The 15471-nt window shown below is 42.8% G+C and carries 12 protein-coding genes and 1 tRNA gene; 6 read left to right on the forward strand and 7 right to left on the reverse strand.

Annotation, left to right across the window (positions count from 1 at the left end):
- Nucleotides 1–6: 6 nt before the first annotated feature.
- The 3 genes from nuoF to IH598_01945 are packed head-to-tail and all read right to left on the reverse strand — an operon-like array spanning nt 7 to nt 4910.
- Entirely contained in the window at nt 7–1737 is a 1731-nt protein-coding gene (nuoF, locus tag IH598_01935; GenBank protein MBE0637264.1) for an NADH-quinone oxidoreductase subunit NuoF, read from the reverse strand.
- Between the two features lie 34 nt (nt 1738–1771).
- Nucleotides 1772–4483 carry a formate dehydrogenase subunit alpha gene (gene fdhF / locus IH598_01940; protein ID MBE0637265.1) on the reverse strand — a complete coding sequence of 904 codons (2712 nt, stop codon included), beginning with the start codon at nt 4481–4483 and terminating at the stop codon, nt 1772–1774.
- 19 nt (nt 4484–4502) lie between these two features.
- Nucleotides 4503–4910 carry a hypothetical protein gene (locus IH598_01945; GenBank protein MBE0637266.1) on the reverse strand — a complete coding sequence of 136 codons (408 nt, stop codon included), beginning with the start codon at nt 4908–4910 and terminating at the stop codon, nt 4503–4505.
- Between the two features lie 294 nt (nt 4911–5204).
- Here IH598_01945 and IH598_01950 point away from each other — a divergent pair.
- From IH598_01950 to selD, 6 genes are all read left to right on the forward strand, one after another.
- Nucleotides 5205–5299 (forward strand) — tRNA-Sec (locus IH598_01950).
- A 286-nt stretch (nt 5300–5585) separates the two neighbouring features.
- Nucleotides 5586–7568, forward strand: coding sequence for a selenocysteine-specific translation elongation factor (gene selB, locus IH598_01955; protein MBE0637267.1), 1983 nt, complete (start codon nt 5586–5588; stop codon nt 7566–7568).
- Nucleotides 7552–8709, forward strand: coding sequence for an aminotransferase class V-fold PLP-dependent enzyme (locus IH598_01960; GenBank protein MBE0637268.1), 1158 nt, complete (start codon nt 7552–7554; stop codon nt 8707–8709). Before selB ends, IH598_01960 begins: the two co-directional genes overlap by 17 nt.
- 78 nt (nt 8710–8787) lie before the next feature.
- Nucleotides 8788–9396, forward strand: coding sequence for a sulfurtransferase-like selenium metabolism protein YedF (gene yedF, locus IH598_01965; protein ID MBE0637269.1), 609 nt, complete (start codon nt 8788–8790; stop codon nt 9394–9396).
- 24 nt (nt 9397–9420) lie between these two features.
- Nucleotides 9421–9651 (forward strand): DUF3343 domain-containing protein, encoded by a 231-nt coding sequence (locus IH598_01970; protein ID MBE0637270.1) that lies wholly within the window; start codon nt 9421–9423, stop codon nt 9649–9651.
- On the forward strand, nt 9648–10694 hold the full coding sequence (gene selD / locus IH598_01975) for a selenide, water dikinase SelD (GenBank protein ID MBE0637271.1): 1047 nt from the start codon (nt 9648–9650) through the stop codon (nt 10692–10694). The genes IH598_01970 and selD overlap by 4 nt, the downstream gene beginning before the upstream one ends.
- Before the next feature lie 117 nt (nt 10695–10811).
- Here the strand turns inward: selD and IH598_01980 are convergent, their stop codons facing one another.
- The 4 genes from IH598_01980 to IH598_01995 all read right to left on the reverse strand — a co-directional run bounded on the left by IH598_01980 (nt 10812) and on the right by IH598_01995 (nt 15213).
- Complete coding sequence (locus IH598_01980; GenBank protein MBE0637272.1) at nt 10812–12038, reverse strand: ammonium transporter; 1227 nt, start codon at nt 12036–12038, stop codon at nt 10812–10814.
- Between the two features lie 17 nt (nt 12039–12055).
- The gene (locus IH598_01985) at nt 12056–12880 is read right to left on the reverse strand and encodes a hypothetical protein (GenBank protein MBE0637273.1); all 825 of its coding nucleotides are present in this window, start codon (nt 12878–12880) and stop codon (nt 12056–12058) included.
- 307 nt (nt 12881–13187) lie between these two features.
- Entirely contained in the window at nt 13188–13850 is a 663-nt protein-coding gene (locus IH598_01990; protein MBE0637274.1) for a response regulator transcription factor, read from the reverse strand.
- Nucleotides 13843–15213, reverse strand: a complete 1371-nt coding sequence (locus IH598_01995; GenBank protein ID MBE0637275.1) for a HAMP domain-containing protein — start codon at nt 15211–15213, stop codon at nt 13843–13845. Before IH598_01995 ends, IH598_01990 begins: the two co-directional genes overlap by 8 nt.
- Nucleotides 15214–15471 lie beyond the last annotated feature (258 nt).

Raw genomic sequence — 15471 nt, forward strand, 5'->3', positions numbered from 1 at the left:
TGATTACTAATTATTTATATAAAGCTCAAATTCGTTTCTGTACTTCTGAATCATGGTTTTGATAGGGTAGGAGTAGGCTTCTCCTGTTGGGCAGAGGGTATTCCCTTTAATGTTATCGCAGAACCAGATCACTTTCTCCAGGTCGCCGGGTTCACCTTGTTTGTTGGCCACTTTTTTTAGCAGGCTGGCAATCATTCCTGATCCCATCCGGCATGGTGTGCATTGGCCGCAGGATTCATGATTGTAAAACTGGATGGTGCGTGCTGCAATGTCGGGCATCGAAAATTCTTCGCCAATCACCATTACTCCGCCTGAACCGAGTGATGTCCCGTAATCGAAGCATGATTCATAATCCATTCTTAACCCGGCGCCTTTTTCTAATTCTTCTGGTTTTAAAATCGGAACGGATAAGCCACCAACAATAACCCCCTTCACTTTACCTTTATAGCCGCCGGCCATTTTGATCAGATCGGCATAGGATACACCCATTGGGCATTCATATACGCCCGGCTTGTTTACGGCGCCTGAAACGCCAAAAAGTTTGAAACCATAACCAGCCTGAGAGCCCCATTGCTTAAATGAGATACCTCCTTTATCTACAATGTAGGGGATACTTGCTAATGTTTCAACGTTGTTTACGATAGTCGGGCAACCATATAATCCTTCAATAGCCGGGAATGGCGGTTTCATGCGCGGAAGTCCTCTCTTACCTTCGAGTGATTCAATCAGGGCTGTTTCTTCTCCGCAAATGTAAGATCCTGCCCCCTGATGAACAATGATGTTTAAATCGCCAAGTTGCCCGTCCTTTTTAGCCTCTTCAATAGCTTTTTCCAAAATCTCGGCTATCCAGCTAAATTCACCCCGAATGTAAATGAATGCCAGCTTGCAACCGAGAGCATAGGCTGAGATGGCCATCCCTTCGATGAGCAGATGCGGGTCATAAGCGAGTATTTGTCTGTCCTTAAAAGTCCCGGGTTCACCTTCGTCAGCATTGCAGATCAGGTAAATGGGTTTTCCTGTATTTTTTGGAGCAAATCCCCATTTAATGCCGGTTGGGAAGCCGGCTCCTCCGCGCCCCCTCAATTCCGATGTTTTGACTTCCTGAATGATCTCCTCTGGCTTCATCTTTAAAGCTTTTTTCAAAATCTGGTAACCACCATGTTTCTTGTAAACCTCAATCGATTTTGCATTTTCAACTCCCCTGTTTTTCAGCAACACATTGCACATCGATCCCCAGTTGTATTCAACAGGCAACTCAGGTATGACGCCTTTTCTTAACGAGTCGATGAGCATGTCCACCTTCTCTTTGGTCATCAGCTCATAATACTTATCATTGACCTGGATAACAGGACAAGTACCACACGAAGCCAGGCATTCCACTTTTGAAAGGGTAAAAAGTCCGTCGGGTGTGGTTTCGCCGTGTTTGATCCCGAGCTTTTTGCTCAGATAGTCAAAAATTTCTTCAGCTCCCATAAGAGTGGCCGGTATGTTAGTGTCAACCTGAAGGTGGTATTTTCCAACCTGATGGTCCACGTTGAACATCGAATAATATGTAGCTACACCATAAGCCCTTGAATCGGTCACACCAATAATCTGAGCGACCTCCTTAACCAACTCTTTAGTCAGGTTATTTTCGTGGGCCTTTTGAACCATTGTAAGCGATGGAAGTAAGGCTGATTCCTTTTTGGGATATTTGGCCATTAATTCCTCTATTTTGTTTTTAAGTTCTATTTTCATCTAAAATCCAATTAAGTAGTAGGATTAAAAATTATCAATTCAATTTCTCAAGTTTGATGGAACAAACCTTGTATTCAGGTATTTTGGCTACTGGATCGAGCGCGTCGTTTGTTAATACGTTGGCGGCTGATTCGGCAAAGTGGAAAGGAATAAAGACCAGGCCTTCCATAATTTTAGGTGTTACCTGGGCAGCGATCTCAATTGAACCTCTTCGGGTAGAAACTTTTACCATTTCGCCATCCTGAATATTCAGCCTTTCTGCATCCATCGTATTGATTTCGATTGCGCCGTGAGGTCTGAGACCGTTCAGTACCTTCGAACGTCTTGTCATAGAGCCTGTGTGATAATGCTGCAGTAACCTTCCGGTTGTAAGTATAAATGGATATTCCTCATCGGTCATCTCATTCGGCGGACGGTAATCAATGGCTTTAAGCAATCCTTTACCGCGGGCAAATTTACCGATGTGCAGAATTGGTGTTCCCGGATGCTCTTCCGTTGGACATGGCCATCTTAAACCGGCGCCTTTTTTTAATCTCTCGTAGCTGATCCCTTTATAAGAAGGCGTCAGGTTTCTGATTTCAGCATAAAGGGTTTCGACAGTATCCGGGAAATTCTCGCATCCAAGTCGTTTGGCTATTTCGGCAATGATTTCATGATCCCATTTTGCGCCAACAGGGGGGTTTAATGCCTGCTCCGAAAGTTGAACACGACGTTCGGTATTGGTGAAGGTACCTGTCTTTTCCGCAAATGCGCAGGCAGGTAGGACAACGTCAGCAATCTGTGCAGTTTCGGTTAAAAAGATGTCCTGAACAACCACAAAATCAAATTTTTCGAACTGCTTGCGTGCATGACGCAGGTTAGGGTCGGAGATCATCGGGTTTTCACCCATAATGTATACAGCCTTGATGCTTTCACCGGCATTTTTCACCATCATAGTGATGGTCTGACCGACTTTGTCATCCATATCTTCAAGTTTCAATCCCCATGCATCAGCAAATTTCTTACGGGCATCCTCATTTACAACCGGTTGATAAGCGGTGAAAACGTTTGGTAAGCCTCCCATATCACAGGCGCCCTGTACATTGTTTTGTCCGCGCAAAGGATTTACACCTGTGCCTTCGAGTCCGTAATTTCCAAGGATCATCTGAAGGTTGGCCACAGCCATCACATTGTCAACGCCGTGTGAGTGCTGGGTTATCCCCATTGCATAGAAAAAAGCACCCCGGCCGGAAGTGGCATAAAGGCGTGCTGCTTCTGTCAATTGCTCTTTTGGGATTCCACTGATTTGTTCCACTTTTTCGGGAGTGTAAAACTCAAGGCTTTTTACATACTCGTCCCACCCTTCTGTCCGCTCTTCAATGAATTCCTTGTTGTGCCAGTTGTTTTTTATGATAATGTGCTGCATCCCCATCAGCCAGGCATTGTCTGAGCCTGGATTTTGTTTCATGTGAATGTCTGCTATACTTGCCAGACCAATATCACGCGGGTCAACAACAATCAGTTTCACCCCTTTTTGTTTAACGGCTTTCTTAATCATACCGCCAAATACCGGGTGATTCCACGTGGTATTGGTTCCTGTTACGATGATTACATCAGATTTTTCGGTTTCCTGCATGCTATTGGTCATAGCGCCTGAACCTAACGTGGTTGCCAGTCCCGCAACCGTAGAGCTGTGTCACAATCGGGCGCAGTGATCGATGTTATTGGTTCCAATAACACCTCTCGCCAGCCTCATTAATGCGTAGTTTTCCTCGTTTGATACACGGGCAGAGGTGAAAAACCCGATGGCACCGGGGCCATATTCTGCCTTTATCGATCCCAATTTTTCAGCGACCAGATCGAGCGCTTCCTCCCATGTAGCTTCTTCCAGTTGACCGTTTTTACGGATCAATGGAGTTTTTAACCTGTCGTCACGGTTTAAAAAGTCAAAACCAAAGCGGCCTTTTACGCAAAGCATTCCTTTATTGGTCTGCTCCTGCCAGTTCTCTTCGGTTCCCATTGAATATACCCACTTATTATCCTTGATATACATATCGATGGAGCAACCAACCCCGCAATACGTACAGATGGTTTTTTTCTTTTCCAGTTCCCAGAAAGGGCCTTTTCCTTTTGCGTTTTTAAACGTCAATGCGCCAACCGGGCACACCTGAACGCACTCTCCGCATTGAACGCAACTTGATTCCCCCATTGGTTTATCATCGTCGCAAATAACCCTTGTGTTTCCCGATCGCCAGCCAAAGTCAAGTACCTCGTGCATAACATTGTTATTACAGGCTACGATACACCTGCCGCATTGAATACATTTATTTGCATCCCTGAGTATGCCTTCTGATGAATCATCAATGGAAATGTGATCGTGTGCAATTGGAAATGATGGCCTTTCGATGCCAAGATGGTAGGCCATATCCTGTAATTCGCAGTGACCATTACGCTCGCAGGCTATGCAGTTATGCTCTCCGTTGGAAAGGTGCAACTCAACGATCATTTTTCGAACCTGCTTAATTGCATCAGTATTGGTTTGCACTGTCATCCCATCCTTAACCTGGAGGGCACAACTCTCCTTCAGGTTTGCAATTCCTTCAACTTTTACCAAACAGGCCCGGCATTTCCCCGCTTTTCCTGTTCTGGCGTGGTAACACAAAGTTGGGATATAAAGGCCGTTTTCACGGGCTACCTCTAAAACTGTTTTTCCAGGAACAGTTTCATAGAACTTCCCATCAATGCTTACTTTCAATGTATTTTCCATGTTCTTATAAATTTAAGAATTAATATGTTGTACCGAACTTCTCATAAAACAAATTGAGAAGTTCCTCTGAGTCATCAAAAACGATGTAATGGTTCTTACAACCAACTCGTGAGCAAATACTTACTTTTCCACCAACATTGATATGAAAACCGATCATGGGCGCTTTGCATACCTTACAAATCGCTTCCCTCATCAAGGATTCATTGCAGTGCGGACAGGTAAGTTTTACGATTTCATCTTCCTGCATCACTATAGTGCTTTTGTGCTGGTAGCAGCCGTATTTGGAACAAAGCCAAATCGTCCCTTTTTCGCGGGGTGTTTCAATATTAACCTTAATTCCGGGCTTGCCATTCACTGTATTGGTCTCATCCATAAAGGACTGATTGCAGTGTGGACATTTTAAGGATAGGGTGATAAATTTTTCCATCAGTTTATATTTTTAGTTTTGACTTATTAGTTTTTAAATAATCAACTGCTTATTTATCAATTTTTTGCATTATCAGATTCATTTCTTGTGATTGGATTCAAAACCTGTTAATTGCTTAACAGTGCAAAACTAAACTTAAATGGCAATTTGGCCAAATCCTACTGAAATTTAGAAGCATTATAAACAGATTTTCAATCATAAAGACATTTCGAACTGTATTGGCTTAATTGCGTATTAGGTACATTTGGCTACTCAAAAACAAATATTAGTTTTGCAGGATAAATTTTCATAAAAAGAGAGGACGGGACTGGTGTCTCAGTTGGTCTTCAAAACCAATAGCAGACGGATAACACCGGCTGTGGCAGGTTCGATTCCTGCTCTCTCTGCCAATTTTTATTATGGTTCACATTTTCAATAAGATATGAATTCGATATTGGAGGTTCTCAAAAACCTTCGATTTTTTTTCTGCTTTTGCCTGGAACGGCGAGGCGCCCTGCTATTGCTGGCGCTAACCGTAAGAAATCAATACTTCCGGCTTACTTACTTTTTGAACTTTTCTCACGTGTCTCATCTTATGTTCAACCTGCACTGCCCAACTTTAAATGCACTTTCTGACATAAACACGGACAAATTCTCTCCCTGTCAGTTCATTTTTTCACAAAAATTTATCCGTATATGAAGCACCTCATCCTTGGCACAGCAGGACATATTGACCACGGAAAAACGGCTTTGATCAAAGCTTTGACCAATATTGACTGCGATACACACAAAGAGGAGAAAATACGTGGAATTACAATTAACCTTGGTTTTTCCTACCTCAATCTGCCAAATGGTGAATCGCTTGGGATCATTGATGTGCCGGGACATCGGGATTTTATCAATACCATGGTGAGCGGCGCTTGTGGGATTGATCTGGTTTTGCTGGTGATTTCTGCCGACAGTGGCATCATGCCGCAAACCGTTGAACATGTGAATATCATCACTGCCTTAGGCATAAAAAAAGGAATTGTAGCCCTTGCAAAGACCGACCTTGTGGATGATGAACTGATAGAAATGGCCAGGTATGAGATTTCTGATTTTCTGGATAAAACAACGCTCAAAAACTCACCGGTTGTAGCTGTTTCAGCAATGACAGGCCGGGGACTGGATGAATTGGTAACAACGATCCAGCAAACTATGATTGATATAGAGGAACCCGAAAAAAGCAACCTCTTCAGACTATATATTGACCGACTCTTTACCGTGAAGGGATTCGGCAGCGTTGTCACCGGATCGGTGCTTGGCGGAAGTATCGAAACGGGAATGGAGGTGTACCTGCTGCCAGGCATCAATCAAAAATTCAGGGTGCGGTCAATTGAACGTCATGGTCAGCCTGTTGACAAAGTGTTTGCTGGCGACCGTGCCGCTATTAACCTGATTGGAATGAAAAGCGAGGATTTTGAGCGGGGAATGATCATTTCGGACAAGCAACTGGCTTCCACAGAAATGGTAGATGCTTGTATTACGCTGTTTCAGCATATGGCAGGGATTGCGATATGGAGCCAGGTCAGCTTTATCTCGGGAACTTTTGAATGCCAGGCGCGACTACATCTGCTTAATAAGGATGAAGTGCTGCCGGGCGAGGATGCCATCGTGCAGATTCACCTGAATAGACCTGCAGTGCTGATGAACAAGGATAAATTTATATTAAGGAACTCATCAGCTGACACCACGATTGGCGGCGGTTTTATTATTGATGCGACACCTTTGCACCACAAACGCAGAACTCCGAAACTTACAGAATACCTCACCAGGCTTTCCACCAACATACTGGGAAAAAACAGTTTGAAAGAGCTGGCGGCCATCGAGTTAAAAAAAGAATTCAGACCATTCACAACGCTTGAAATTGCAGAAAAGCTCAATATCAAGTTGATAGAGTTGCAGGATGATATGAATGAAGGCGAATTGGGATTTCAACGTTACCAGTCCGGAGAAGCTGACATTTTGTGTGATACCAGTTATGACCAGGCATTCAAAGAAAATATCCTGAAAAGTATAAAAGACTACCATGTGAAGAATTTTTTACTCCCGGGTGGTCTGGACACTGGTGAAATAGCCGGTAAACTGGGTTTTGGAAAAATGAAACCAGGTAAAGCCTATCTTGAGTTCCTGCTCTCCGAGCTGAAAGCCAACAATATCATTGAATTGCATCGGGGTACATGGATTCTTAAAGGGCATAAACCTTTGTTGGATAAACAGACCAGTGACGAAATCAGCTGGCTTGAAAACCTGATTCTGAAATGTGAGGATGAGAAGCCAGTTTTAGCGGATATTGAAGAGCAATGCACTAAACGAAAAATTCATCCTTATAAACTAAAGACTTATCTTGGGTTATTGGCAGATGAGGATAAGATACGGTTTTATCAGAGCGATTTCATTCATACCGCGGTACTGGCAAAATGCAGAAAGAAGCTGATGGCTGAATTGGTTAAATACAATGAAGGGATTGACATACAAGCATATAAAGCCATATTAGGCGGCACGAAGCGCTTTCGTTCATTGGTAGGCGACTTGCTCGAAGCTGAAAAAAGCATCACCATGCAGCGCGGCGCTGATTTTGAAACAAGAATTTTTATAACCGAAACCGGAAAACAAATTATTGATGGCGATCTATCTTGATAATTCCGCAACTTCTTGGCCTAAACCACAATCGGTCATCAAAGCGATGATTGATTATATGGAAAACTATGGTGGTAGTCCGGGAAGGTCAGGACATACATTTGCCCTGAAAGCCGCCAGAAAGGTTTTCGAAACACGGGAGTTGATCGCCCGGTTTTTCAATGTTCCCAGTTCTGACAGGGTGATTTTTACCGCAAACGGAACCCATGCCATCAATCTTGGATTGAAGGGGTTGCTCAAAAAAGGCGACCATGTGATCATCAGCCACATGGAACATAATTCGGTTTTCAGGCCGTTGAAGCATATGGAAAATTCAGGCCTCATTGATCTTTCAACCACTGATGTTGACCAAAACGGAGCTATTGATCCAAATGATATAAAAAAAGCCATCAAACCCAATACGCGGATGGTTGCAATGCTGCACGGTTCAAATGTGAGCGGCACTGTTTTTCCGATCAAAGAAATCGGCGCAATCTGCAAATCGCACGGCATTTTGTTCATGGTTGATGCTGCACAGACTGCCGGGCTTATTCCAATTGACGTACAGCGGGATAATATTGACCTGCTCGCATTTACAGGTCATAAAAAACTTAATGGGCCACCGGGAATTGGCGGATTGTGTTTAAAAGATGAACTGCATCTTGAAGGATTGGTACTGGGAGGATCGGGCAGCCGGTCAGAGATGGCAGAGCACCCTCAATTTTATCCCGATCGACTCGAAGCCGGAACCTTGAATACTGTCGGTATCATCGGCCTGAAAGCGGGAATGGAATACATCCTGGCAAAAGGAATGGACAAAATGTATCAGCACCAGATTCAGCTTACTGAATTGCTGATTAACGGGTTGAATGAAGTTGACCAGATAAAAATAATTGCTTCTGAAATCAGCAAGCAAATGTTGCCCGTTGTGCCCCTGATAATAAAAGATTTACCCTCCAGCGAAGCAGCTTTACAACTGGATCGGGAATTCGGTATCATGACCCGTGCTGGTTTGCATTGCTCTCCTCTGGCTCACAAAGCTTTGGGAACTTTTCCACAAGGAACTGTCCGACTGAGCCTCGGAAACTTTACGACTCAAAAAGAAATAGAGATTACCATTAATGCCCTTAAAAAAATTTGTCAAACCCAAACCCAAAACTAAAACACAATATAAATGTCCACCAATGCCAACAAATGCCCATCAATGCCCAAAATAATAAATCAAACAACTTAATACCACATGAAAACAATAGATGCAAAAGGGAAACTCTGCCCTACACCTTTAATCATGACTAAAAAAGCGCTAAACGAAATCGCCGGCGATGAAAGCCTCGAAGTGTTGATTGACAACGAAACTTCGATGAAAAATGTAACCCGCTTCCTTGAAGACAATGGAATGAAAGTGCTAGCGGAAAAGAAGGAAAATGTCTTTCATCTTTTCGTTAACAAAACAGGAGTTATTCCAGATAGTGCGAAGGTTGAAGACTACTGCGAAGTGGATTTGTCCAAAACCTCCAATCTTGTTATTGGCATTCAGCGCAACAGGCTTGGCGATGGCGCCGAAGAGCTGGGAACACTTTTGATTAAGGCATTCATCAACACTTTGCCGGAGACAACAGTAAAACCGAAAACACTGGTTTTTCTTAATTCAGGTATTTTTCTGGCAATAAGCGACTCCCCGGTTCTGGATTCGTTGCGAAAGTTGGAAAACACTGGAACAGAAATTCTTGTATGCGGAACCTGCCTCGATTATTACCAAAAGAAAGCCGAGCTTTCCGTTGGCAAGATTTCTAACATGTACGATATTCTCGAGCGACTTGGCCAGGCTTCGCATGTAATCTATCCTTAATTATTAAGTGCTCAGGTCAAATTCATGATGTACTACATATTGATCTTCGAATCAACGCATAAAGTGCTAAAATCGGAAATGCTCCTCCTGGCAAACGGGGTTAATTTTGACATCATTCCCACACCAAAAGAGTTGTCATCCGACTGTGGAATGTCCATCAGAATTAATCCAAAAAGAGCTGATTTTCCAAAAGTTAAGTGGATACTTGAAGCCCAGGGGATTAAATTTGTCATACACGAAAAACTTCAAAAATGAAACAGTTCGATTTATTAACCACTATTGAATATGGCGGGTGTTCGGCCAAGTTGCCTGCGAAAGAGTTGGATAAAACCCTGGCCGGACTTCCCAAAACCCCTCATTCAAACCTGCTGGTGGGAACCGAAACCCATGATGATGCAGGGGTTTTTAAAATCAGTGATGAAATTGCCCTTATTCAGACTACCGATTTTTTCCCGCCGGTATGCTCCGATCCTTACGAGTTTGGTCAGATTGCTGCAGCCAATGCTTTGAGCGATGTTTATGCGATGGGAGGCGAGGCGCTCACTGCATTGAATCTTGTTTGCTTTCCGGCTAATATTCCTTTGGAGGTATTGAAAGAAATATTGCGGGGCGGCATTGACAAAGTGAAAGAATCGGGTGGAGTGATTGCAGGCGGACACACTATAGTTGACGACACGCCGAAATATGGACTCGCAGTGACCGGAAAGGTTCATCCCGACAAGATCATTACCAATGCTGCCGCGCAGCCCGGCGATGTGCTCATTCTGACCAAGCCCATCGGCGCCGGAACCATCATGGCCGGTCATCGGATTGGTGAAGTGGATGAAAAGCGTTACCAGGCTGTGCTGGAAAGCATGATGCAACTCAATAAAAAAGGGGCTGAAATCATGCAGCAATTTGGTGTAAGGTGTGCGACAGACATCACCGGATTCGGTCTGGCCGGCCATGCACTTAAAATGGCGATGGGCAGCAAAGTAACCATCGAAATTGAAGCTGAAAAAGTTCCATTATTTGATGGAGCTTACGACCTGATTGATCTGGGTTGCATACCTGGCGCTTGTTTCCGGAATTTGGAGTATGTGGAAGATCATTGCGTTTTTAATGAATCATTGGACTACAACCTCAAAATGCTCATGCTCGACGCACAGACTTCGGGTGGTTTGCTGATTTGTTGTCAGGAAAAAAAAGCGATGAAAATGATGCACGAACTGAAACAGGTCGGTTTCAGTAAATCCGCTGTGATCGGTACTGTAAAGACAAACACGGCAACATATAATAGCACCTTGGAATTTGTATGAAAACTTTGCAATTTGAGGCTCAACGATTAGAAATTTTGGGCAGGACCTAAAAGAGTAAAAACGGCCTGCAACTTTCGGATTCGCTGCAGGCCGATTAAATCTTATTTACCTTGTTTATCAGAGCGCCCCTTCGTCGTAAGCTTTTTCACCATGGAGGCTGCCATCAAGCCCTAATGCTTCATCTTCTTGTTTAACCCTGACCGGAGTAATCATATTGATAATGACGAGCATCAGGTAAGTGAAAATAAAGGCATAAATTGATGCTCCCACAACAGCCACTATCTGTTTAAAGAAAAAAGAGGAATTTCCAAAAATGAGACCATCAGCGCCAAAACCATTAATAGCTTTACTGGCAAAAACACCAAGCAAAATTGTGCCCAGAACGCCCCCGACTCCATGCACACCCCAAACATCTAGTGCATCATCCCAACCCCGTTTGTTTTTATACTTCACTGCATAGTAGCAAACAATACCGGCAGCAGCCCCGATGATGGGAGATGCCCATAAAGGAACGAAACCGGCACAGGGAGTAATGGTGGCCAGACCGGCAATGGACCCCGTGAGTAGCCCTACAAATTTGGGTTTCTTTTCTTTCGACCATTCAAGAACAACCCAGGCGATGGTAGCAAAAGATGCAGCGATGTCAGTATTTAAAAATGCCAGGGATGTAATGAAGTCAACCTGAACTTCACTGCCGGCATTAAATCCATACCATCCAAACCATAAAAGCCCGCTTCCGATGGCTACCAGAGGGATACTGTTAGGTGTTGAATTTTTATCATTTCTTGCTCCTACATAAAATACTGACGCCAACGCTGCAAAACCGGCTGTTGCGTGGACAACAATCCCTCCTGCAAAGTCGAGCACACCCCATTGCGCCAATAATCCCCCTCCCCAAATCATGTGGACAAAAGGATAATATACAAGTATTTGCCAGAATGTAAGGAAAATGAGGTAGGCTTTGAATGAAACACGATTGACAAATGCTCCGGTTATCAATGCTGGTGTAATGATGGCAAACATCATCTGGTAGGCAATGAATACGATCTCAGGTATTTTGCCATTCGAATACATCGAATCTATACCAACGCCAAATAAAAAGGCTTTGTCCAGATTGCCAATAAGCCCGCCTTCACCACCACTAAAACAAAGTGAATATCCGAAAAATATCCACATAACCGTTGTCCATCCGAGAGATACAAAACTTTGTATCATGATGCCCAGGATGTTCCTTTTTGTAGCTAAGCCGCCATAGAAAAAAGCCAGTCCGGGGGTCATGAGCATAACCAGACTGCTGGCAAGCAGCATAAAACCAGTTGAACCGGTGTCAATTTGCAATAACATAATATTCCCTCCTAATTTTAAAGTGTTATACCAAAGACAAAGAAAATTGTCGAAGCTTGCGGGTTGAAAATAAGGCTGGCTTTCAGCGGTAAATCAAATTCATCGGTTATTTTTAGGGCACGATAACCGGTGATGCCGGCATTAACCAATGCGAAATCACCTTCGTAGAGCGGAGTGCTGTAAACACTGGCTGAGGGTGTAAAACCCAAAAAGAGATCAATGTCATTTTCCTGAATGGAAAACTTATAGCCCAACTCGATATAGGTGGAATATTGATTTTCAAAATTTACCTGCTCAATTGTGCCTGTGTTTGATGTAATGGTGTCAGTTGGCAATTTATCATTCCCAAAAATCATGGTTCCAACAAGCAACCTGACTGGAAATTTTTTCGTTCCATTAAATTGAACTGCTGCTTCGATGAGGTGTGTGGTAAACTTGTCTTCAGGATTCCCGGTAAGAGGGTCATAGCGGATCTCATTTTTGTTTGACCAGGCAAAATAGCGGCTGTCATTAATATCTGATGACGAGTTAGGGACGAAATAGTCCGTTAAAATGACAGAAAAACTTTTCACATTGGCTTTCAAATAGAAATCTGTTTCGGTAAAATCGGAATTGGTAGCATACGCGCCCCAAAACCCGGCTTCAAAGGCGCCTTTTGATAATGAAAAGGTTGGCTGGATACTCGGAGAACCGCCAAAATCATAACCTCTCCAAACATAGCGGCTGAAAATGTCGGCGCCAACGTTCAGTTTTAATGGTTGTGGATTCTGTGCCAACAAGGATGATGTCAGCAGCAATAAAATTACACTTAAAAGTTGCGTAGATTTTTTTACTTTGCCCATAGTTTTGTGTGTTTGTTTTACGCAGCAAAAGTAAAATCAGAAACCTTGCGCCCTGATCCGTTTTTTGACTGAATTTTATTTCCGAAAAATGCGGATAAGTAAGTAAATTACCGATAAGAATCTAAATTTCTGTTTGTGAGAGAAAAGCCCTTCGGGGATGAGTTGGCAGTAAGAAGTCGGCAGTATGCAGTACCATCACTCCATTCCTCCATTCCTCAATCAAATTCAAACTAACAATCCTGTATGAACTGAAGTTATTTTTGCCAACCAAGCGACTAATGGATTTTTATTTGAAAACAAACCGGAATCATTCGATCTCGATGATTTTGTTTTTGATGGCATAGATAATAATCTCAGCAGTGCTGCGCAGCTTCAGCTTTTGCATCATATGATTTTTATGGCTATCCACAGTGCGCACGCTAATGAAGAGTTTATCGGCAATTTCCTTGTTAGATAAGCCCTTGCCAATTTGCTGAATGATTTCTATTTCACGGGAGGTCAGTTGGTTTTCTTTATCAACGGGCAGAAATTTTTTCTGTGTTTTTTTGATAAAACTTTTCATCATATTACTTGTGATGAGTTTGCCGAAGTATTCATCCCCATCGGCAATATCATAAATGGCTTCGAGCAATTCTTTACGCCCGGTATCTTTCGGAAGGTAACCCTTGGCTCCATTAATTACCGAGTTGATCACAAAATCTTCGTTGGAATGCATCGAAAGAATCAAAACGGCAATTTGGGGATACAACTCGCTGATTTTTCGGGTAAGCTCGATGCCGGAGATTCCTGGCATCGAAATATCCATAATGATGATATCCGGCTCGGATGTTTCAAGCATGCGAAGCAATTCGTCCCCATTTGAAGCTTCGGCAACTACTTTAAAATCATCAATGTCCGATAGCAAAGCTTTAATCCCATCTCTGAAAATCTGGTGATCATCAGCAAGGACAATATGAATCTTTTTATTCATAAAAATCTGGTATGATAATGTTTATTTTTGTTCCATTTTGATCTGAATGAATCGTGAAGTTGCCTCCCAGTATTTCCACCCGGTCTTTCATATTGGTTAACCCATTTCCCTTTGAATGATTTTTGGAAGTACTGAACCCATGCCCATTGTCAGCAATGATCAGTTGAAGCGCTTGTTGAGCAATCCCGATAGAAATATTGACTTCACTTGCGCCGGAATGTTTTGCAATATTGGTTAAAGCTTCCTGAATAATTCGATACAGGTAAATCTGCAACTGCGCATCACATTGTTTTTCGATTTCGGGAAATGAAAAATCAACTTTAATCCCGACATTTTTCTCAATTTCAATACACAGATTTTCGATGGCCGGGATCAGACCAAACTCGCTTAATACCGGAGGAATCAGGTTTTCAGACATTGATCGGATTTCTTTAGCTGTTATTCCCAACAAATGCTTGGCTTCTTCGACAACTGTCGAAATCTTGCCCGGGGTTATTCCCTGTAATCGCTCAAGCTTCATTTTAATGGCCAGGATGTATTGGCCCAGGCCATCATGAAGCTCGCGTGCAATGCGGATTCTTTCGCTTTCCTGTCCGTCAATCATGCTTCGGATTCGCATTGCCCGTTCTTTAACAATCTGAATATTTTTTTGCTCAAGTTGAGCTACCATGCTGTTGAAGGCTTTGATCAGCTCGCCCATTTCATCTTCCGTATGATTTTGTTCGATAATCCGATACTTTCCTTGTGCAATCTGATTTGCTGCATTTTTAAGCTGAATGATGGGACGTGAAATCTGCATTGAAATAATATAGGCCAGGGCGAAAATAAAGGCTGATACTACCACGCTGATGAGCAGAACACTGTTTCTGATGGTGTAAATCGGGATCATGGCTTCATCCAGATCAATCTCGGCCATGATAATCCAATTCAACCCCTGAATTTGCATTCGGTTGTGTGATCCCAGTACCTCTATCCCCCGGTAATCATTGTAATGCGATGATCCTGACAAACCCTCAAACGCTGATTTTACACCATCAGTTTCCACTCGTGTTTTCAAAATGGAGTTTTGATCAAACCTTGAACTAGAGCGCATCAGGAAATCATCTCCAACAAGGTAAGCTTCCCCCGTATTTCCTAAGCCATTCATCGGATTGGTTTTATACATGATCGAATTGATGACGTCAATACTAATTTCCAAACAAATCATACCGATCAAAACAGAATTTTCAAAGACCGGATTTGCAAGATAAATCACCGGTTTCATCAACTGATCATCAAAATAGTAATCACTCACAAATGTTTCATGCCTGTTTTTAACTTTTTCCCAAAGCCAGGAAAGGTTCAAAGAATCTAAGTCGGTCATTGTGCTTGAAGTACCATTCGACTCAGGATGAAAAAGTTGACTAACACTTTTTCCATATGCAGTGGATATCAAGATGCCTTCATAATGACTGCAATTAGCAAGATACTTTTTAGGTAGATTTTGGATTTTAACCTCAAACTCAGATAAGTTTTTTGTTTTCGTAGAATTGAGATCATTGATAATTTCCAGTAATTCTGGTTGCCTAGTCAAATTTTTATGTTCCAGGATACGCTCGTTGAAAAAACTCTCCAGCGTATT

Source organism: Bacteroidales bacterium (assembly GCA_014860585.1).
GTDB lineage: Bacteria > Bacteroidota > Bacteroidia > Bacteroidales > 4484-276 > RZYY01.

Bases quoted from the DNA above. Each gene is read 5' to 3' on its own strand.
- nuoF (MBE0637264.1), bottom strand. From the start codon at position 1,737: ATGAAAATAGAACTTAAAAACAAAATAGAGGAATTAATGGCCAAATAT.
- IH598_01945 (MBE0637266.1), bottom strand. From the start codon at position 4,910: ATGGAAAAATTTATCACCCTATCCTTAAAATGTCCACACTGCAATCAG.
- selB (MBE0637267.1), top strand. From the start codon at position 5,586: ATGAAGCACCTCATCCTTGGCACAGCAGGACATATTGACCACGGAAAA.
- IH598_01960 (MBE0637268.1), top strand. From the start codon at position 7,552: ATGGCGATCTATCTTGATAATTCCGCAACTTCTTGGCCTAAACCACAA.
- yedF (MBE0637269.1), top strand. From the start codon at position 8,788: ATGAAAACAATAGATGCAAAAGGGAAACTCTGCCCTACACCTTTAATC.
- IH598_01970 (MBE0637270.1), top strand. From the start codon at position 9,421: ATGATGTACTACATATTGATCTTCGAATCAACGCATAAAGTGCTAAAA.
- selD (MBE0637271.1), top strand. From the start codon at position 9,648: ATGAAACAGTTCGATTTATTAACCACTATTGAATATGGCGGGTGTTCG.
- IH598_01980 (MBE0637272.1), bottom strand. From the start codon at position 12,038: ATGTTATTGCAAATTGACACCGGTTCAACTGGTTTTATGCTGCTTGCC.
- IH598_01985 (MBE0637273.1), bottom strand. From the start codon at position 12,880: ATGGGCAAAGTAAAAAAATCTACGCAACTTTTAAGTGTAATTTTATTG.
- IH598_01990 (MBE0637274.1), bottom strand. From the start codon at position 13,850: ATGAATAAAAAGATTCATATTGTCCTTGCTGATGATCACCAGATTTTC.
- IH598_01995 (MBE0637275.1), bottom strand. From the start codon at position 15,213: ATGACCGACTTAGATTCTTTGAACCTTTCCTGGCTTTGGGAAAAAGTT.